Genomic DNA, 21,588 nt, shown 5'->3' with positions numbered 1-21,588 from the left:
ATAAGATGCGCATTTTGTCGAACTTTCTCATATTTTGCTCTTAATAAATACTTGTAAATATATTATAATTAATATTTGCAATGCTATTCCAATTTGAAAGAGGATGAAATATGGTTGACAACAATAGACTATCTTCGACTAGATTAAGGCAGAAAAGAGCAAAAAAAGGTCGAAAGAAAGCCTTTCTTTTATTCTTTCTAATAATATTCCTTGCTGGTGCAGGGTATGCAGGATATGTTGCTTACCATGCCTATAAAGCAGTTGATAAATCATATGTAAAAATAAAAGGCCGGGAAGATAAATCGGAAAAGCGGGAGGCACCTGTTTATGTTTCCAGTGATCCGTTTTCGGTTCTGTTATTAGGAATTGAAAATTATGCAGATAAAGGTGCAAGAGGCAGATCAGATACGATAATGGTCGCCACCTTTAATCCAAAATCACAAACGATGAAGTTGTTAAGTATTCCCCGCGATTCACTTGTTAGTATTCCTGGAAGGACGAGAAAGAATAAGATTAATGCTGCCTATTCGTTTGGTGGCAAGGAATTAGCAATTAAGACAGTTGAACAATTTTTAGATATCCCCATTGATTACTATGTTACCGTAAACTTCAATGGTTTTAAGAATATTGTTGACGAAGTAGGCGGGGTAACCGTCGATGTTCCATTTGATTTTGATGACATTAATCAGAAATGGGAAAGGTTTTATTTCCATAAGGGCAAGCAAAAATTGAATGGGGAAGAAGCCCTGGTCTATGCAAGAATGCGAATGAAAGATCCAAGAGGTGACTTTGGAAGAAATGATCGGCAAAGACAAATTGTTGCTGCCTTGGTTGAAAAGCTTTCATCACCAAAAACCCTTCTAAAAATTGATAAAATATCAGATGTAATTGGGGACAATATCGAAACGAATATGACCGTATCAGAGGCTTTGGCGTTTAGAAAAAAATACTCTGCTTTTGATTCTTCCAGAATCGAACAGCTTCAAATCAAAGGGTATGACGATACGATTAGAGGCACTTATTATTTTAGGCCGGACGAAGTAAAGCTTGAAGAAATCAAGGCGTCATTGAAACATCATCTGGATATCACAGATGATACAACGAAAACAACTACTGACGAAAACGAATCATCTAATAATTCCACTTCTGATTCTAATGATAGTTCCTCACAATAATGGAATAAGAAAGGGGTCCAAACCTAATTGGTTTGGACCCCTTCTCATTTATCTGTACTCCCTAAATAGCTCTGGGATAACCAATATTGCAACATCTAACATCAATCCGAGAATCAAGCCAAAAATGCCTTTTTTTACTGGATTAATTGCACTTCCTGTAACAGTTACCGGCTCTGAGGGAATTGTTGGTACTAGATTGGATATATCAATCCATAATTCATATAATACCTTTTTTTGATTAACAGCTTCATACTGTGTTGAAGTTTTTGCTACTTTATCAAACAACTCATTAGCTTTTTGATTTTTTCTATCATATCCAATATCACTTTCTTTTATAAAAGCATCTACAACTGCCGTTAAAGTTTTTTCTGCCTCTTCCTTTGAAGTTCCTGTGTAAACGATAGGAAGATATCTTGATTCACTAGGAGTTGCATTAATTCGATTTTTAACATTTGAAGTATTAAATTTTATACCAGAGTCTTTTTGCATTTTTTTAAGATTATTTGTTGACTTTAAATAACTCGCTACAAATTTTGGATCAGTAAGCCTTGTATTTTCAAAATTCCCAAGTTCAATGGTGGTCTGTGCAGTATATGTCTGCGGCGTCCTCTTCTCCATAACATAAGACACAACCCCTGTTAACAGCGGAAGGATGATAAGTAAAATCATCCATTTTTTTGCCCTTTTAGCAACATTATTTAGAATACTAATCATTGTAATCCTCCTGGATGAGATAGGTCTTTGTAATGATAATTGGTATAGGCGATTAGGAAGGCAGTGAAAAGCCAATTATAGTTCAAAGCCATAAAGGAATTAGGACTAATGCTGGCAAATAGGAAAGCAACCATTCCACATAATAAGGCTTCACTAATTAAGGAGTTCCCGTTTCGAATTTGCAGCCGCCAAATCCGGAAAAGCGTAAAAAATAAGAACAAGTACATGATAATATATCCTGTAAAAATTAAAAACCCATATTGAACAAATATTTCTGCCCACCAATTATGAACATTATAAGCCTGATGGGTAGGGTAAACAGGCGTATTTTTCATATAAAATTCAACATTGCCTGGTCCTACCCCAAAACCGAAAGTATTTTCTATAAAGATTTGGGCATTTCTTAATAAATTTTCCCGAATATCAATTGATGTAGTGGGAGAAAGTTCTTGGCTCGGAATAAAGAGACTGTCAACTTGAGTTTTGACGAATTCCCACAATGCTTTCACTCTATGAAGCTGGTCAATAATGATAATCGGTGCAATCAGCAACCCGGTCGCTACAATTTTCATTTTATCGGTTTTCCTTAAGATAAAAATAAACCAAAAAACACAGCCTAAAAATACGCCGATATAATTAGCCCGGGACTCTGTGATTAAGATTAAATATACACAACTTAAAAATCCAAATAAACCAATTAACTGGTAAATCATCCGTCTCCCGTTTTTGATTAGCGAAAGAAAGAAAAAGATTGTGATTGCCAGAAAGCTTGCAAAATCATTTTCATTCACAAAAACGGAGGTAGGAATTCCCTTTTGATAGGCATAAACATGATTGATTCTTGAGATAGGTAAATGGATTTGCAGGAAGTGATTAATAAACCCAATCCCAATTAACAATAATCCCATCACGACCCAAACGGTAAAAAACTCGAGGTAATTCTCTTCTTTTTTATAAAGAAAAGTAACCAAAAAGGTGATGAGAATACCTGTTATTAATGTGATTACTTCTTTTATCGCTGAAGTTAGCTCCACTGACCAGCTGATCGCTAAAAAGCTATAAGTGATCCAAGCCAATAAGAAGAAATATAAATAAGGAAGTTGAAAATGACCTTGTAACGTGATGTCTTTATTGATGCATTTGATGAACAGCACGATTACAAGAAACATGAGCAAAATTCTATAGGGAAATAACTGTATGGGTCCTGCACTTACAGCAAAAAAGGCAGACCCTAGAAATGATGTAGCAATCATCATGGTTAACAGAAAATGTTGGAGGGTTAGTTTCTCCCAAAAAAATTGGCGAAATCGGGCAAACATAAGCAAGCCTGCAGCAAAACAAATACAGGCAACAATAAACAAACGTAATGAAACCCCGGTTAGATACTGAAAAGAAAGCCATCCAAGAAAAATCGAGGCAATAACACCTAAAATAATTTGCGGCATCTTAGATTGTAAAGTAATCATGAAGATCCTCCTATAAAAAGGAAAGGCTGTTGAAACCAACAGCCTTTTTATCTAAAGACCGATAACAGGTTACCCCTGTATCATCGGAGAATGATTAATTCTTTTGATAAAATTCACGTATTTTTTCAACTACATATTTTTGTTGTTCAATTTTTAATTCAGGGAACATTGGTAATGAAATCGCTTCTTGAGCAGCTTTTTCTGTTTCGGGTAAATCTCCTTCTTTATAGCCCAGTTCAGCAAACACAGGCTGCAAGTGAAGTGGTTTTGGATAATAAATCATGGTTGCGATACCTTGTTCCTTTAAGAAAGCTTGAAGCTCGTCTCTCTTTTGAACCCGAATCGTATATTGATGGAAGACATGATGGTTATGTTCTGCTGCAAACGGAGGAACTACATGCTCTCCTACCATTTCTTGAAGGAGCTGCGTATACGTTTCCGCTCTTTCGCGACGTTGTTCGCTCCAATCATTTAAATGAGGGAACTTCACATTTAAGATCGCTGCTTGGAGCTCGTCAAGTCGGCTGTTATAGCCTAGCACATGGTGGTAATATTTTGGCTTGCTTCCGTGAACACGCAAAACGCGCATTCTTTCAGCAATCTCATCATCGTTTGAGATGATCATTCCTGCATCCCCGTAAGCGCCAAGATTTTTCGTTGGGAAGAAACTATAAGTGGCAGCTGTTCCAAGCTCCCCAACATTTTTCCCTTTATATTGAGCACCTATTGCTTGGGCCGCGTCTTCAATAATATATAAACTATGTTTATCGGCAATCTCTTTAATCCGATCCATATCAGCCATTTGACCATATAAATGAACAGGAATAATCGCTTTTGTTTTAGGTGTAATCGCTTTTTCAATCGCAATTGGATCAATATTGAAGGTTTTAGGGTCAATGTCAACAAACACTGGCGTTGCACCCATTCTTGCTACCGCTCCAGCCGTTGCAAAGAAAGTAAACGAAGGGACGATGACTTCATCACCAGGTTGAACCCCACAGCCCAACAAAGCAATGTTTATGGCATCACTGCCGTTTGCAACACCAATTCCGTGCTTTGAATTACTATACACCGCTACGTCGTTTTCTAGCTTTTTAACATTCTCACCAAGTATGAAATGGGCTTTTGACATTACCTCATCTAAAGCAGGAATAATTTCTGCTTTCAATCCTTGATACTGTTCCGTTAAATCCAGCATAGGTACTTTCATCGTTCATTTTCTCCTTTAAAAATTATAAAGTTTTATATAGTTCAACTAAACGAGCAGCCTCGTTTTCCCAGCTATATTTCTTTAAAATTGCTTCACGTCCATTTTTCCCAAGTTGTTTTGCTTCCTCAGGATGATTGTGCATCCAAAGGATTGCTTCAGCCATTTCCTGAATGTTTAGCGGGTCGACACAAAGTCCACATTGACTTTCTTCGACAATTTCCTTCCAAAGCGGAAAATTTGAGGCAATGACTGGAATACCCGCAGACATGTATTCAAATAATTTAATTGGGTATGAGACGATATACCTTGGTTCCGGATGTAATAAAACTAAACCAACAAAGGCTTGTCCTAAATACGACTTTACTTCTTCCCGGGTTAACCAGCCGGCATTATCAACATATTTCCAGCCACTTTGTTTTTTAACTTGTTCTTCCAAGCTTTCGGGTGAAAACTTACCTGCCAATGTCAAGGTTACAGGAGCATCCTGATTGACCACTTCCATCGCGTCAACCATTTCCACAATGCCTCGAAGTCGGGTGATTCCTCCAATATAGATGGCCGATTTCTTTTCATCACCTTCGGATGGGATATCTTCTGTAATCAATTCATTAGTTATAGGAAAATTATGAATGGTTACGCTGTTGTTATTATACGTTATAAACCGGTTATTAATCGTTGGTGTCGCTGTCACGACGGCATCGAATCGTTTTGACGCAAATCGTTCAATCCTTTTAACGATAGATGAAATCGACCTGCGTAAAAAAGCCGGAATCCACTCTTTGGATAGGACTTGCTCCGGAACATCCTCATGGACATCATAAATGACTTTTTTTCCTTTTCTTTTTAACAATAAGCCCACAGGAAGCAATTCCGGATCATGAAAATGATAAACATCTGCATCAATTTCAAGTGCTTTTTTGTAAACCTGGATTGGCCCTTTTAATATCCTCGTATATCTGCTGCCGGCATTTACCTTAACTCCAACAATTTTGACACCATCTTTTATGTATGTTTCACTATTGGCCACGATTAGGGACGTGTCAAATCCGCCTTGTTGAAGGAAGCGACATTCTTTTACAAAAATCCGGATATCCTCAGCAGGATGGACTGAGGTAAGATGACAAATTTTCATTGAGTTCACTCACTTTGGTACGCTCTAAAAGGAACCAGACCTAGTTTAGGTCTGGTTTTCCATAATTACAAGCGATGGTATTTCTTAGCTAAGTCTTTGTGCTTTTTCATTGCATTTCTTGTATCAAAAATAGATTTTGCATTTCTCGCGATCATTTCATAGTCAAAATCACTATGGTCGGTTGTTACGATAACAAGGTCAGCATCCTCAATTAATTGCTGATTGATTTCTACCGTTTCGTAAATCTTGCCGTCTAGCTTGAAATTCTTCACATATGGATCAACGGCAACCCAATCAGCACCATTAATTGTAAGGAGCTCCATAATTTCAAGAGCTGGAGATTCGCGGACATCATCGATATCTCTCTTATAGGCAACACCAAGTACGACAACCTTTGAACCGTTCAAAGCCTTCTTATCCGAGTTCAAAATTTTCATCGAACGCTCAATAACAAATTCAGGCATAGCGTTATTGATTTCACCCGCTAATTCAATTAACTTCGTATGGTAGTTATATTCTCTTGCCTTCCAAGTTAGATAGAATGGGTCAATCGGAATACAATGTCCACCTAAACCAGGACCTGGATAGAATGGCATAAAGCCGTATGGCTTGGTCGCTGCCGCATCAATTACTTCCCATACATCAATGCCCATACGGTTACATAAAACCGCCATTTCGTTCGCTAACGCAATATTGATATGACGGAACGTATTTTCAAGGATTTTCTCCATTTCAGCAACGGCTGGGCTGGAAACTTTATGAACATCGCCTTCAAGTACGCTTGTATAAAGAAGGGAAGCAATTTCTGTACACGCTGGTGTGATTCCACCAACTACTTTTGGTGTATTTTTTGTATTGTAATGCTTGTTACCTGGGTCAACACGTTCAGGAGAGTAAGCTAGGAAGTAACTTTGTCCCACTTCAAGACCTGATTGATCAAGAATAGGTTTTAATACCTCTTCTGTTGTTCCTGGATAAGTTGTACTTTCTAACACAATCAACATACCTTCATGCATATATTTAGCGATTTCAGCTCCAGAGCTTTCTACATACGAAGTATCAGGTTGTTGGTACTGATCAAGTGGTGTCGGTACACAAATGGCCACTGCATCAACCTCTTTAATTAGAGAGTAATCAGTAGTGGCAACAAACTGCTTACTTTTCGTGATTTCTGATAGCTCCTCATCGACAACATCGCCAATATAGTTCACACCACTGTTAACTAAATCAACACGTGATTGTTGAACATCAAAGCCAATTACTTTAAATCCTGCTTTTGCTTTTTCAACCGCAAGTGGAAGACCTACATAGCCAAGGCCCACAACGCCGATGGTTGCATTTCTTGATTCAATTTTATTAAATAGTTCACGTGCAGTTGCATTATATTCATTCATTTTTTTCATTTCCTTTCCTAACTTCCATAATTCTATCTGATTGAGTGCTTTGTCAGTTTTTGTAGAATTAACCCTATATAATAATACACGAAAGGAGTTGAAAAAACATAATAAAAACATTGCAATTTTATTACATTCTTCAACTGTAAATATTGTTTTTATCGTTTTATTCTTACATTGCCCAATTTCCTATTTATTTACTACCGAGCGGTATCGGAAACGGCGATAGATTTTCAGTAAAAGGGCAATATCCTCTTTTTTGATCAAGAGGAAGTCTGAAAATTTTTGCTTTGTTACGGACTTGTAAATAAACGATTTGATAATAAAGCTGACGAAATAGGTGATTGAGGAAGAAATAGCCGCACCGGTAACACCTATTGCTGGTATGAAAATTAGGTTTAATACAACGTTCAGGACAACATTAACAAAGGAAACGTACATGTTCAACTCTGGCATTCCCCGACCTGCCAGATCATTCGATAGAATCTTTTCTACAGTTAATACCGTCAAACCTGGAAGTAATAATTTTAACAATAACGAGCTTTTCATATACTCTTGATCCAAGAAGAGATGAATCACAAAATCTGAGAATAGGATAATCAAAATACTAACCGCAATGACCAAGACTAGTATAAACCGGCTAAGCATCGAGGTGATTTTATTCCTGTCCTCCTCTATATCAGAGGATGCAATCCGTGGGAGCAATACCTGTGAGAAGGACTGCGAAAAAATTGATAATCTCTCGCCCAGGTTCACCGCAACAGTATAAACCCCAACGGCCGAATTCGTCAAAAAATAACCCAATAGCAGTACATCAAGTCGGTAGTTTAAAAAGGTCATGATGTTGCTGACATGTGCTTTTATTCCGTAGATTAGCATCTCTTTCATATGCTCACTCGAAAAATTCTTAAATGAGAAGGAAGCCCGAGAATATTTGATTAGGTAATAAATCATATATAATACGGCACAAACATACCCCAAAATAAATGAAAGGATTGCCCCTAACAGATGAATATCAACCAAAAACAAGAATAGGACTAAAAAGAATAGCGTTGTGAACTGCTGAACAACTAGGGCCGAGTTAAACGCTTTGAAATCCTGAATCCCTTGGAAAATCGTCTGCAAAAAAATCATTAAAAACATTCCCGGCAGTGCCAACAGGCTTATAAAAAGGATGCTAGTATCAATTTCATGAAATTTCGTTTCAGACAAAAGATAGATCACGAAGACACCGATCAGCATACTTACAATGGCTAAGCCTAAACCGATAATGATGTTGGTTGAGAATGCAGAATTGAGGCTGACTTTTTTTCTACTTACAAAAAACACAGTAGATGAATTAAACCCGAAATTTAAAAACGTCATCAACATCAGCGGTAAATAAGTAATCAAGGTATATTTTCCTTGTCCGCTTGGGCCAAGACCTTTAGCCATAATAAACAGGATTAATAGGCCAATAACAATACTAACTACTTGGCGGGTCAATGTAATAATACTGTTTGAAAGAAAAGAATTCTCTTGAGTCTTCATGATTGGAAGCTCCCTTTTAACGTTTCAGCAAATTTTTTATAGTTGTTAGTGGCATTATAGTGGTTGTTCCAAGTATCATAGGCATGAACAGACTTCTTTTGGTATTCTTTCTCAGTTAGATGAAACATTTCATCCAGCAACGCTGCCAAATTTTTAGGTTCGAAATCCTTTGGCAGTAAATAACCATTCGTACTATTCACAAGCTCAGAGGTTCCTCCGACATCAGTGGCAATGACAGGGATTCCAAAGCTAAAAGCTTCCATGATAGTAACAGGGATTCCTTCACTTTCACTTACATTAAGAAAACAATCATAATGATGGGTACGATAATGGCGAATGACATCATCATTACTTAAATTCCCAACCAGCTTTACGTCAATTTGATCAGGTAATTCTTTTATAATCGCTTCAATCGTTGGTCTTTCCGGTCCATCACCGATATGGGTCCACTCTATCGGTACCTTTACATACTTTAAAGCTTTTGCCAATAAGTGAATTCGTTTTACAGACTTTAGGTAAGAACAGCTTATTAGCTTTAATGAATTGGATTTACCCTCCATCATCGGAGCGTTAAATTCATTTTTTGTTCCTAATCGGCTTACACTAATTTTCCCTTTTGCATCGGGATAGTGCCTATTCAAATACTCTCTCCCGTTCTCCGAAATGGAGAAGGTTTGATTTATGGTTTGTATGACCTTCCCCTGGAATGGGAGATATGGCGGTGTACTTCTTTCTAGATATAGATCTCCACCATGCACTCTCGAAACAACATAAAGGTCAGGATTCTCTTCCTTGAGCATTGCGAGAGCGGCAGCTGAGGGAGTTAGCCAATAAGAATAATAAATCACTTCACCTTCCAAGGACATTTGTCGACTTTTTTTGAGGTAAAGTTTCATTTCGCTTGTTATGGCTGTCCAATTAATTAATTTTAAAATGCCCCTAATTCCAAATTTAGAAGCTGCAGGAAGCTCTTTTAACATCCAGTTGAAGGATTGAAAGTCAAAGAGTAATTTTAATGTTCTCCAAACCTTCCCCTTTGCTCCTTTAATAGGTGGAAGAACTTCGACATTATTTGGAACCTGTTTTTTTTCTGTCTTATTAGAAGAAATTTCACTGTTTGTTGGCAGAATTTTAATAGAAGAAAAATACTTGGATAATTCATCTATTTCATTTTTCAAAAATTCCTCACCAGGTGGATAAGGAAATCTGTTAGTTAAGATTACGAGCGACTTCATTTGCTAGCTCCTCAATATTAATGGTTTACCCATATACTATATATGATTAGAAGAAAAAATTAAAATAAAAAGGGGACTTAAACCTTAACGGCGATGTCCCCTTTTGATTGCAATCTATTCCATTAATTTATTCAATGCATTGATTGTGATACGTTCAATTGCAGGATTATAGGAGGCCTGTGATTCATGACCATATGGATCTAAAAACCAGTTCCAATAAAAGGTTCCAGCTGCAAAGGCTTTACCTCCCTCGGGCTTTTGATACCAAACAGTATCACCATAACTTTCTTTTCCATATAATATAGCCGGTGAATGGGCAATTATTTCAACTCCCTGAAGCAATCCGTAATAACGGTCTATTTCACCGCCAATTACCCCTGGAATTCTATCTCCATTTTGTAAGCCTGTTCCTTCAAATAACCAATGGGATGCATTGGTTACCTCCAACGGTACCGTTTTTTCAGGAATTCCATTGTACATAATGCCATACATTCGATCCTCTGGATTGTTCACAGGGTTTAATCGGAATAGAGTGGTGACCAGTGCTGGGTCGATGCTATGGTACGGATCCTGGTCCGCTTTTTCTTTATAAGCTACGATTGTCCGATTGTTATCTTCATAACGGACCTGCCAATATCCTACATTCGCATTAAATACGCCAAGATTCATTTTTGATTTACTTAACGTTTCAATCTCGTTTCTTGTTTTCATTGTCCAATACTCATCGTGTCCTGGTATTAAGAGGGTTTTTACCTGGCTGGTACTTAACAAGCCTTGGTCAACATCTTGATTGGTAAAGTAAGACAGTTGATAGCCTTTTTTCTCCAGCCAGCGAATCATGTTGTATTCATATTGAAAAAATTGCCCAGCACCATTCCCATCAAGGTATGGCCGGTTAAAGGATACTTTTATGGATGCCGCCCCACCGCTGCTGTTATAACCGTAAAGACTTTTTCCACCCCAATTATTATAGGCCTGATAGGTATCCATAGCTATAATCACACCCATGCCATTTGGGTTCGGATTAGGATTTTTAATAAGAAATGGAATATAGCTTTCATGTATATCGGAATCAATGATTTTGGCCATATACATTCCACTTTCCCAGTCTCTAGGAATACCAAAATGAAAGGATTTCGTCCAATTGGCTGAAAGGGTCTCTGGATTTATGGAGGAAGTTTGACTTATTCCGGTAAATTTTCCATAAGCAATTTTAAATTGTGCCCCGTTCCCATCGTAATAGCCCATACGATAAATTTCTACATTATAGTTTTTCTGACTATTAATGAAAAATTGGACCATTTCACCTGGAGCATAGGAGGTCTTATCTGCATAGCCCTGCAATTGTACACCGCCTGGTTTTTTAATGGCCCAGGAACCAGGAAGATAGTAAATCCCGTCTTTTACAGATCCAGTTCCTCCAAGGATAATCACATCGGTTAAGTGCTTTGTAATTAAAAAAGATTGGATATTCTCTGGAATTTGGTCTGCCCTAGTCAACAACATCGGGGCTTTTTGCTTGGCAGCAGCAACTGAGCCTGTCAAAGCATCGGCAAATGTAAGACCTGTTGCTAAATAACCCTTTGCAGGCGCAGGAAAATACGTTTTGGCAATATTAGCGGATACCTCATAGCGATCGGCACCGCCAATTCTAATCGGGTTTTTTAAGTTTACTTTTATGCTATCACTGACACTGCCTTCTCCGCCAACGATGATAGATTGATTGATATTTTCTGCATTTAGATATTGAACAATTGAAGAAGGCAGCTGATTTTTATCGGTAAGTAAGATTGGAAAGCCGTTTGCAGCAGCATATGGGGCTATCGAAAGAGCATCTGCAAATACCATCCCATTTGCCACAACGATCGTCGACGAATTAGCCATTTTAGCAGCTACATTGGCTGAGACTTCATAACGGTCCCTTCCATCAATCCGAGAAATCGTTGGAATATTTAACCCTTTAAGATCTTCAACAATTTGATTAGATAAGCTTCCCGGACCGCCGACTAAAACCACTTGCTGCGGTTTAAGTCTAATCAGTTCCTGTTTTGTTAATTCGGTTAACGAGCCCGGATGGGAAAGTAAGATTGGAGCATTGCTTTGATAGGCCAAGGGCGTCGCAGATAGAGCATCTGCAAACGCTAAATAGTTTGAGATAAAAACGGTACTAGCGCCTTGCGGCCAGTTTTGTTTCGAGATATTTACCGCTACCTCAAAACGATCTTTTCCAGCGATTCTGTTTTCCTCTGCATGTGCTGTTATGGCTGGAAGGATGAAAAGGATAAATGTAAAGGAGAGAATAAGGCTAAATTTTTTCATTATTGTCCCCCACTGTTTTACTTAAATTAGTAAAAAACCAGTTTTAAAAACTGGTTTATCGTTTGCTGTAGTAATTCACAAAACCTTGGTAAATTGCTTCCGCTGCCTGTTCTCGGTAATTTGGGTCGCCCAGCTTCGCGGCATCGCTAGCATTAGAGATAAACGCAAGCTCCACCAAGACGCTCGGCATGTTTGTATTTTTGATTACATAGAAATCAGCCTCTTTTACACCACGATCTTTCGTATCCATTTGTTTGTAGAGCTCGGTTTGGATACTTTGGGCAAGAGCTTTACTTTCATTCCCAAAATACTTACTGTTCCAATATGTTTCTGAACCGGATGCAGCTGGAGAAAGCGAAGAATTGGCATGAATGCTGACAAAACTATCAGCCTTTTGGTCATTCGCCAAATTTACACGATCTTCTAGTGTGGGATATGTGTCCGATTCCCGCGTCATAACAATAGTAGCCCCCGCAGCTTCAAGTTTAAGCTGGACTCGTTTTGCAACATCCAGAACTACCTCTTTTTCATCAAGCCCATATCCGCTGGCACCTGGATCATCCCCACCATGGCCGGCATCAACAACAATTTTTAGCCCTGCAAGAGAACCAACGATTTGACTGACGATATTCTGTGATACAGAGCCTAAACCACCTAAAAACATAAAATTGGTAATACCCTTTTCCGCAATGATTGACTTGGTCGCATTAGGCAGAGATTTCGGAGCCGTTAATAATACCGGTGCATCCATGCCGGCCGCTAATACTGAGCCAGTTAAGGCATCGGCAAAGGTTAAACCTGTTGCAATAAATGCTGTTGATGTGTTGAGATTAAGTGTTTTGATAATGTTGGCTGCTACCTCGTAACGATCAGCACCTCCAATACGCATTGGAGAAGGTAATTGGTTGAACACAGCAGGACTAACACTCGCCTCACCGCCAACAACGATACTCTCTTTCGCATTTCTTATTGCCAAAGCCTCCTGGGTTTTAGCTGGCATATTGCTGCTATTCGTTAATAAAATTGGATATCCATTTCTGGCAGCATAAGGAGCTATGGAAAGGGCATCTGGAAAGTTCAGCCCGTAGGCAACGACAACCTTATCGGATGGAGGCATTTCTTTTGCCACTTGATAGGCAACTTCATATCTGTCTGAACCGCTAATTCTTTTTACATTTGGAATTCCTAATGCTGTTACAGCATTTAAAACATTGGATGTTACACTGCCTTCGCCGCCCACAATTATTACATTTTGTGGGTGCAATCTTTGCAGCTCTGCTTTCGTAGCATCTGTCAGGTTAGCCGAATGAGTCAATAAAATCGGAGCCTTAAGATTATATGCCAGGGGAGTAGCAGATAATGCATCGGCATAAGCATTATAATTCACTAATAATACAGTATCAGAACCATTTGGCCAGCCTTTATTTGAAATATTTACTGCTACCTCAAACCGGTCTGCACCTTGGATCCGTTCATTTGTTCCTTCTGCCGCCAGTGCTTGGACTGCACTTGAAATCAAGAAAATGAAAACGACTAAGAAGGATGCTAAGCTCCTTTTCAAGTTGAATACCTCCGATGAAAATAAAATTATAAAAAAAATTGTAGAACCAATATCGATTCTACAATTCATTGAATCTCTAATTTCCTAATGTAGTGCTTGGGTAGTAGAATTGCAGGATTTCATTATAGCTCTTTCCCTGTCTTGCCATTTCATTTGCCCCGAATTGGCTCATGCCAATGCCGTGGCCCCAGCCGCCGCCGATGAATGTCCAATTATCGCTGTTGTTTTGCACTGCTTTAATATATGGACTCCTCATAATCGTTGAACCAAGCATTGTACGAATGTCATAGGCTCTGCGATCTACATTTAGCTCATTTACTTTTACGGCTCCAGAATCGTCAGTAACATAGCTATTATTAGTTGAATCTCTCAATAGGTATTGCAGTTTCAAATGACCATTAATTGCATCTCCATTTGTAAATGAAGTGGTAAATGAAAGCTCAGGTATACCTACAATTTTAATATCATACTTTGGATCTATATAGCCAAAGTTAACCAAACCATTTTTCAAATTAGTCATAATGGTTGAGTTATCAGCTTTTTCAGACAATGAGCTCCACCATTGATACGGGTGAAACATATCTATACCCGTTAAATCAATTTGATTTTTAAATAGGGTAACTGACCATTCCTTATATGGACTTGCTGAATTAAGATCATATGGATCATCTTTTAATTGAAAATACGGTACCACATCTACTTTATCCCCATAGGCATTTCTATTTGAAAGAATTTTCCCGCCATTGCTAGATGAGAACAAAGCGGTAATTAAATTACCATTGTATCGTAACACCATATCTTTTGTTCCATCTACAACACTATCAAGCGTTGAAGCATACGATGTATACCCGCCATAATAACCGCCATACACCTGGTAGCTTTGAGTATCATTAATCGTACCGCCATCATAGCGCTTCACGAATGTTCTCGCTGCAACAGCCTGTGCTTTTAATGCCTCAGTATTCCATTTTGGCGACATTTCAATCGGGACAACACCCTTTAAATAATCTTCAACCGGAAGATTTCTATTGATTGGACGAACATTTCCATTTTCAAGCACAAACTCCATGTTTCCTGTATAAGTACGCGATGGTGAGCCATAAATATTAATTCTATTTTGATTTGAATAAGTAGTTCCTACTGTAAAGGAATTCGTACCGAAATCCTTTACTTTCTGCGTTCCTTTATATAGGGCTAATCTTCCATTTTCAGATTTAACACTATATCTTACACCTGATAGTATCGAAGATTCATTAGGAAGATTACCAGCCACAGATTCAGAGACAGAAGCAGGACCACCAAGAATATTGATAAACGTTGATTGTTTTTCACGCATAATGCTGACGATTGGTGCCGGTAATTCCTGTGGTTTTACCAATAATAATGGGGCGCCTTGCTTTGCTGCTAATACAGAGCCAGTTAAAGCATCGGCAAACGTCATACCATTTGATAGGAACACAGTTTCCGCGTTTAATCCCAATTGTCGAACAATATTAGCTGAAACTTCGTAACGGTCTGCCCCGCCAATTCGACTTGGCGCTGTTAACTGGCTCTCCACAGCACTATTAACACTGCCTGTACCACCGATAATTAATGTCGACGTTTTCCCTTGTAATGCTGCCTTAGTACTTTCTGGAAGATTATTATTATACGTTAATAGAATTGGAATTTGCTTATCCGCAGCATAGGGCGCAATCGCAAGGGCATCCGAAAAGACTAATCCATTTGTCACAATCGCCTGTGAAGTGGAGCCCATTTTTTCAGCAACTAACTTCGCTACCTCAAAGCGGTCCGTACCACCGATTCTTTCGACATTCCCAGCAAGTCCGCGCAATTGGTTTTCCACATTAGTTGAGACACTGCCTGCGCCGCCGATTATCACGATATTCTTTGGTTTTAGTGAGGCAATTTTTGCTTTAGTAGTGTCTGGAAGGGCATCAGGTTTTGTTAAAAGAATGGGTGCATCAAATTTTTTCGCCAATGGTGCCGATGATAATGCATCAGCAAAGGCTAAATAATTGACGATAAAAACAGTATCAGCAGAAGTCCATCCACTTGACGCGATGTTTCCCGCCACTTCGAACCGATCCAGTCCGCTAAAACGTGTGCCAATTTGATAGTAGCCTTGGGTATCAAAATCGATTGAGTTTTGATTTCCGACATAGTTTACAAGTTTAATAGATATAGTTGAAGCTTTAGCTACTCCAATAGGCATCAATAATGAAGTAGACAATAAAAGTCCTGTAATAACCTTAGTTGACAATCGCTTTAAATCCAACTTACAAGTTCCTCCTTTATTTTACAAATTTCCCTTTATTTCTACTTTAGCAAAGAATAATAGAGGAGTAAATGGTAAATAAGGTATATTTTCAAAGATTACCAGTGTAAATACCCCCAAAAAAATTCCCGTTAAATCGAATTAGTAATGAAATTTCGAATAAGTTTCACTCATCATGGCATCAAATTGATCACTAACAGAATGATATCCGATTCCATAGAAGCCTTTTTCTGGTTCAAACCGGATATATTCGTTTGCGGCAGCCAATAAAATTGGTAAATCCGTTTCTTTATTCAATACTTCAACTTGTGTTTCAATTGGTGTTTCCTCATTATAAAAGCGGTCTGTATACACGGAAACTAAAAATTTCGCTTGATAACGCTGAAGCAGTCCTTCCTCCTGCATGGATTCAATAGTTTGTCCAATCAACGAATGAGTGGGATGGCCATCAAACCAAGACAGGCTTCGCACATCAGCGTTAGGATACATAGTTAAATATTTTTGAACGAGCTGTTCCACATGATCAATATTGATACTTCCTTCATGTAGTGATTCGATGTGAATATGATCATTTGTCACCCCAAGAGAATGTAACGCCCGATAAAACTCATCGGTCCGTAAATTAGCAAATTCATCAAAGGAAAGATGATCATGCCTGTAATGCTCTGAAGCCGGGTCATGGTAAGTTTGATGCCAGTTGCACCAAATTTTTTCCCCTGTTAACGATGGAAATGAAGATTCCAAGTCATATCCCCCATTTAAGATATCTCTCGCTCCAGAATTTTCACCATCTGTCATTAATACCACTTGGACATTTCGGCCGTGCGATAATTCATTTCGGATATCAATCCCCATACTTAGGATTTCATCATCCTGGTGTGGTACAAAATAAATGATTGGCCGCTCAGATGGATGCATATCCATAATGGTGCTTACAATTTTCTCTCCGACTGAACCTGTTCCACCCAGAATCGTCACTTGACGATTATATAGCTTTAATAATTGCTGCGTCGGTTCAGGCAGTTCTTGCTTATTTGTCAAAAGGATATAGCCATTTTCCTTTGCCGCAAGAATGGACCCTGTTAAGGCATCAGCAAAGGACATTCCGGTTGAAAGAAAGAATTTGCTGCTATTTTGACCAAAGGTCTTCACTACATTAGCCGCAACTTCATATCGGTCCTTTCCTCCAATCCTTGATGGTGACGGCATTTGGGCCAAAATCTCTTGACTGACACTGCCTTCCCCCCCAATCACCCATGTTTTGGCAATCGAATATTGATGGATAAATTGATGGATGTTTTCAGGAAGTGTCGTGTTATGAGTCAGTAAAATAGGTATACCATTAGCAGAAGCATAAGGGGCAATAGCTAACGCATCGGGAAACACAAACCCATTTGCCAGCATGACTTTATCCTTTACATCAAGCTTTTTGGCAATATTAACTGCTACTTCAAAGCGGTCCCGCCCGCCAATTCTCTCGACCTCTCTTGTTCCATTTGCTTTTAAAGCTTCTACAACTTGATCTGAAATACTTCCTGCACCGCCAATCACGAATACCTTTTTCACCCCAAGCCGCTTAATTTCTTCCTGAGTTACGGCTGTTAAGGCCGTAGGGCGTGATAATAGAATCGGTGCATTATATTTAGCAGCAAATGGTGCAGCTGTTAAAGCATCGGCAAAGGCAATATAATTGGTTACTACTGCATAATCAGCATGGTCCCATTTTTTTGAAATGTTCACCGCAACTTCAAAACGATCCTTCCCATCGATTCTTTCAGGTATTCCTTCTATCCCCGCAGCATGTGCTGGAGCTGTTTGTAAGAAAGTAAGGATAAACCCAATGAAAAAACTAAAAGCAATGATGCGTGGCAATGTTTACATCTCCCTTACATGGAAAAAAGTTGAGTAATCGAAAAAAGAATGCTCAACCTTCCAAACTATTACATATTTACTTTACTAATCTTATTAATAATGACTATTAACATATGGATCATTCCATAACGAATCAAATTGTACTTGGACAGAATGATATCCTACAGCATAGTATCCATTTTTAGGATCGAATCGTTTATATTCATTTATCGCATTTCGTAAATACTGGACATCATTTGAATTTCCAAGCCGGTTCATGATGGTCACCATCGGCTTTGGCGTCTTATAAAATCGATCGGTATTGATGGAAACTAAATACTTGGCCTGATAGCGCTGCAGTACACCCTCCGCCTGCATATCTTGAACTGTTCTTCCAATTAAGGCATGGGCACTATGCTCATCAAACCAAGACATCGTGCGAACATCTGCATTTGGATAGGCAGCCAAATATTGATCAATGACTTTTCTAATTGCCGAGCTGTAAAATTGACCGTTCGGTATAAATTGCATATGAATATTACTCTCAGGAACACCTAATGCCTTTGATGCCCTTAAATACTCATCCGTGCGCGCATCGGCAAATTCATCTGGAGTCAGGGTTCCTGCTTTATAGCCTTCTTTAACAGGGTCATGGAACTTGTCGTGAATCCAACAATAAACTTCCCCGTTTAAGATGTTTCTAGCACCAGAATCTTCTCCACGAGTCAGCAAAATAAGATGTACTTGTCTGCCCCGGGACAATTCATTGCGAATATCCACTCCAAACGTAAGAATCTCATCATCCTGATGGGGTACAATATAGAGGATTGGTCTGCTGGATGGTTTAATTGTCGTAAGCGTTTGAACAATGTTGTCTTTTACTGAGCCGACTCCTCCAAGAATCGTCACTGGAACATCCTTTGACTTAATCACTGATAAAGTAGAGTCAGGAAGCCGATCGCTATTTGTTAATAGAATCACAGCATTCTCTTTCGCAGCTAGTACGGAGCCAGTTAGTGCATCCGCAAAAGTTAAGCCTGTGGCCAAATAATTTTTGCTTCTATTTTGGCCAAAAGCATTGGCTACATTTGCTGCAACTTCATAACGATCCCTGCCGCCAATTCGCGTTGGTTCAGGTAATTGACTGAAAACACTCGGACTCACACTTCCTTCTCCACCAATAACAAGAGACTTTTTAATCGTTGAAGTGTTTAATAAATCCGTAATTTCCACCGGAAGTTCATTATTTTTTGTTAATAAAATAGGATAGGAATTAGTTGAGGCGTATGGCGCAATCGCAAGGGCATCGGCGAAAACAAGGCCATTCGCAAATACGGCTGTTTCATTAATCCCAATTTGCGCAGCGATATTCTTAGAAACTTCAAAACGGTCTTTTCCTGAAATCCTTGTAATATTTGAAATTCCAAGACTGCTAATATCGGAAACTACCTTTTCGGAAATACTTCCTTCTCCCCCAACAATTACCACATTTTTGACTTCCAGTGACTGCATTTGTTTTTTCGTTTCATCTGTTAAGTGGTCGGCATGAGTAAGTAATATAGGAGCATTTAATTTGTAGGCGAGCGGAGTTGCCGTTAAAGCGTCCGCAAAAGCTAAGTAATTTGCAATTACAACGGTATCTGCCTTCCCCCATTTGTTGGAGATATTGGTCGCAACCATAAAGCGGTCAGATCCATCAATTCGGTCAGGCAAATCCGCTATGCTTCCTGCGTAGGAATGATTCGGATGGCATACCACAAAAAACATTACAACAAATAACAAAACTTTGATTCGATTATTCATTTTATCCATTCCCCTTTTGAAAACTACAAAAATCATTATACTCCTTCCATACAGATATTTACAGTAAAAAAAAAAAGAAAGATTATGTATAATCTCCCTTTTTCATTTAACGATTCTATATAAGGTGTTCAAAATTATTTTTACATCCGTGAAGAGCGATTTCTTTTCTAAGTACTCCAAGTTTAGTTTTAACTTATCCACCATAATCTCATCGATATACGTTTTTTCTGGATTAGAACTTAACGCAAGAATTTCATTTTCATCCCTGTACTTAATGGATGCATAATCAGTAATGCCAGGGCGTATTTCAAAAATCCTCTTCTGATTTTTCGTATAATATTGAGTATATTTAGGAACTTCCGGACGAGGACCAACAAAACTCATATCGCCTTTAAAAACATTGATTAATTGCGGCAATTCGTCCAGCTTAGATTTCCGTAAAAAGTGTCCGACTCTTGTAATCCGGCTGTCTCTACCAACGGTTATTTGCGCCCCTCTTTTCTCAGCGTCTGTTACCATCGTTCTAAACTTTAAAATTTTAAAGCTTTTTTCATATCTGCCGACACGAACCTGCTTAAATAAAACCGGCCCCAGCGAATCCAGCTTTATTAACAAGCTGATGATTATAAAGAATGGCGAAAGAATAATCAAACCAAAGAAGGACATCATCAAATCGAACGCTCTTTTTACGATATCACTCAGGTTGACACCTTGGGTTTTGTATTGAGAGACTGCTTTACCTTCCATTTTCATCACCTATTTTTTAAAGGTTTGGGCTAGCTCTGAAACAGCTGCGATGACATGGTTCACTTGTTCGTCTGTCATTTTAGGATATAAAGGAAGTGAGATTGCTCCATTAAAAGCAGCTAATGCATTAGGATAATCTTCCACTTTATAACCAAGTTGCTTATAGTAAGGCTGCATTGGTACCGGAATAAAATGAACGCTTGTTCCGACCTTCTTCTCTTTCAGTTCTTCAATAAATTGTGCTCTATCAATCGTGAATCCATTTTCTTTAAGTCGAAGCACATATAAATGCCATGCGTGTACATTTTCCTCATTGCTAAAAGGAATCGTCAATCCATCAATTTGGGAAAATGCTTCATTGTATTTCTGGGCGATTTCTTCTCGTCTTTTTTGCATCGATTCCAGTTTGCTCAACTGAACTAGACCTAAAGCAGCCTGCATATCGGTCATATTGTATTTGAAACCAGGATATTCAACTTCATAATACCAGGTTCCTTTGTCACTATAACGATTCCAAGCGGCTTTACTCATTCCATGCAAGCTCATCACACGCATCTTGTCGGCCCACTCTTCATTATGGGTTGTAACCATTCCGCCTTCTCCAGTTACAAGGTTTTTCGTCGCATAAAAACTAAAACAAGTAAAGTCACCGATACTGCCGATCATCTTCCCTTTATATTTTGTATAAACAGCATGGGCAGCATCCTCGATGACAATCAAATTGTGCTTTTTAGCCAATTCCATGATAGGATCCATATCACAAGGATACCCTGCAAAGTGGACAGGAATAATCGCTTTTGTTTTTTCAGTTATTTTCTCTTCGATTTTTTTCGGGTCAATATTCATGGTGACAGGGTCAATATCTACAAATACAGGAGTTGCACCAGTATGGATAATCGTATTAGCAGATGCTACAAACGTATACGGGGTGGTAATGACCTCATCTCCCTGACCGATTCCTGCTGCTAATTGAGCGATATGAAGTCCTGCAGTACATGAATTAAGTCCAAGTGCATGTTCCGACTGCACATATTCTTTAAATTGTTTTTCAAACTCCACGGTTTTAGGACCTTTACTTAACCAATTAGAATGGAGGGTATCAATTACCGCTTTGATTTCTTCGTCCTCAATTAATGGTAGGGCATAAGGAATAAATTCCATTTTATTTCACAC

Annotated in this window: 15 protein-coding genes; 1 reads left to right on the top strand and 14 read right to left on the bottom strand. The window is 38.7% G+C overall.

Annotated features, from left to right (window positions below):
• Positions 1 to 110 precede the first annotated feature (110 nt).
• Entirely contained in the window at positions 111 to 1,175 is a 1,065-nt protein-coding gene (locus ABES02_RS10385; protein WP_430133890.1) for an LCP family protein, read from the top strand.
• A gap of 48 nt (positions 1,176 to 1,223) precedes the next feature.
• Here the strand turns inward: ABES02_RS10385 and ABES02_RS10380 are convergent, their stop codons facing one another.
• The 14 genes from ABES02_RS10380 to ABES02_RS10315 all read right to left on the bottom strand — a co-directional run bounded on the left by ABES02_RS10380 (position 1,224) and on the right by ABES02_RS10315 (position 21,576).
• The gene (locus ABES02_RS10380; protein ID WP_430133888.1) at positions 1,224 to 1,889 is read right to left on the bottom strand and encodes a hypothetical protein; all 666 of its coding nucleotides are present in this window, start codon (positions 1,887 to 1,889) and stop codon (positions 1,224 to 1,226) included.
• Positions 1,886 to 3,355, bottom strand: a complete 1,470-nt coding sequence (locus tag ABES02_RS10375) for an O-antigen ligase family protein (RefSeq protein ID WP_430133885.1) — start codon at positions 3,353 to 3,355, stop codon at positions 1,886 to 1,888. Before ABES02_RS10375 ends, ABES02_RS10380 begins: the two co-directional genes overlap by 4 nt.
• A gap of 94 nt (positions 3,356 to 3,449) precedes the next feature.
• Positions 3,450 to 4,565, bottom strand: coding sequence for a DegT/DnrJ/EryC1/StrS family aminotransferase (locus ABES02_RS10370; RefSeq protein ID WP_430133883.1), 1,116 nt, complete (start codon positions 4,563 to 4,565; stop codon positions 3,450 to 3,452).
• A 22-nt stretch (positions 4,566 to 4,587) separates the two neighbouring features.
• The gene (locus tag ABES02_RS10365) at positions 4,588 to 5,697 is read right to left on the bottom strand and encodes a glycosyltransferase family 4 protein (RefSeq protein WP_430133881.1); all 1,110 of its coding nucleotides are present in this window, start codon (positions 5,695 to 5,697) and stop codon (positions 4,588 to 4,590) included.
• Between the two features lie 65 nt (positions 5,698 to 5,762).
• Positions 5,763 to 7,091 (bottom strand): nucleotide sugar dehydrogenase, encoded by a 1,329-nt coding sequence (locus tag ABES02_RS10360; protein WP_430133878.1) that lies wholly within the window; start codon positions 7,089 to 7,091, stop codon positions 5,763 to 5,765.
• Positions 7,092 to 7,280: 189 nt separating this feature from the next.
• Positions 7,281 to 8,621 carry a flippase gene (locus ABES02_RS10355; protein WP_430133875.1) on the bottom strand — a complete coding sequence of 447 codons (1,341 nt, stop codon included), beginning with the start codon at positions 8,619 to 8,621 and terminating at the stop codon, positions 7,281 to 7,283.
• Complete coding sequence (locus ABES02_RS10350; protein WP_430133872.1) at positions 8,618 to 9,856, bottom strand: glycosyltransferase; 1,239 nt, start codon at positions 9,854 to 9,856, stop codon at positions 8,618 to 8,620. The genes ABES02_RS10355 and ABES02_RS10350 overlap by 4 nt, the downstream gene beginning before the upstream one ends.
• A 114-nt stretch (positions 9,857 to 9,970) precedes the next feature.
• Entirely contained in the window at positions 9,971 to 12,175 is a 2,205-nt protein-coding gene (locus tag ABES02_RS10345; protein ID WP_430133870.1) for a N,N-dimethylformamidase beta subunit family domain-containing protein, read from the bottom strand.
• A gap of 55 nt (positions 12,176 to 12,230) precedes the next feature.
• Positions 12,231 to 13,736, bottom strand: coding sequence for a cell wall-binding repeat-containing protein (locus ABES02_RS10340; RefSeq protein ID WP_430133867.1), 1,506 nt, complete (start codon positions 13,734 to 13,736; stop codon positions 12,231 to 12,233).
• A 76-nt stretch (positions 13,737 to 13,812) separates the two neighbouring features.
• Positions 13,813 to 16,014, bottom strand: a complete 2,202-nt coding sequence (locus tag ABES02_RS10335) for a cell wall-binding repeat-containing protein (RefSeq protein WP_430133865.1) — start codon at positions 16,012 to 16,014, stop codon at positions 13,813 to 13,815.
• Between the two features lie 141 nt (positions 16,015 to 16,155).
• Positions 16,156 to 17,886, bottom strand: coding sequence for a cell wall-binding repeat-containing protein (locus ABES02_RS10330; protein WP_430133863.1), 1,731 nt, complete (start codon positions 17,884 to 17,886; stop codon positions 16,156 to 16,158).
• A gap of 93 nt (positions 17,887 to 17,979) precedes the next feature.
• Positions 17,980 to 19,668, bottom strand: a complete 1,689-nt coding sequence (locus ABES02_RS10325; RefSeq protein ID WP_430133861.1) for a cell wall-binding repeat-containing protein — start codon at positions 19,666 to 19,668, stop codon at positions 17,980 to 17,982.
• Between the two features lie 102 nt (positions 19,669 to 19,770).
• On the bottom strand, positions 19,771 to 20,415 hold the full coding sequence (locus tag ABES02_RS10320; protein WP_430133859.1) for a sugar transferase: 645 nt from the start codon (positions 20,413 to 20,415) through the stop codon (positions 19,771 to 19,773).
• 9 nt (positions 20,416 to 20,424) lie between these two features.
• Positions 20,425 to 21,576 (bottom strand): DegT/DnrJ/EryC1/StrS family aminotransferase, encoded by a 1,152-nt coding sequence (locus ABES02_RS10315; RefSeq protein WP_430133856.1) that lies wholly within the window; start codon positions 21,574 to 21,576, stop codon positions 20,425 to 20,427.
• Positions 21,577 to 21,588 lie beyond the last annotated feature (12 nt).

It is taken from the genome of Neobacillus pocheonensis (assembly GCF_050477905.1).
GTDB lineage: Bacteria > Bacillota > Bacilli > Bacillales > Cytobacillaceae > Neobacillus > Neobacillus pocheonensis_A.
This window is presented reverse-complemented; position numbering and strand designations above follow the sequence as displayed.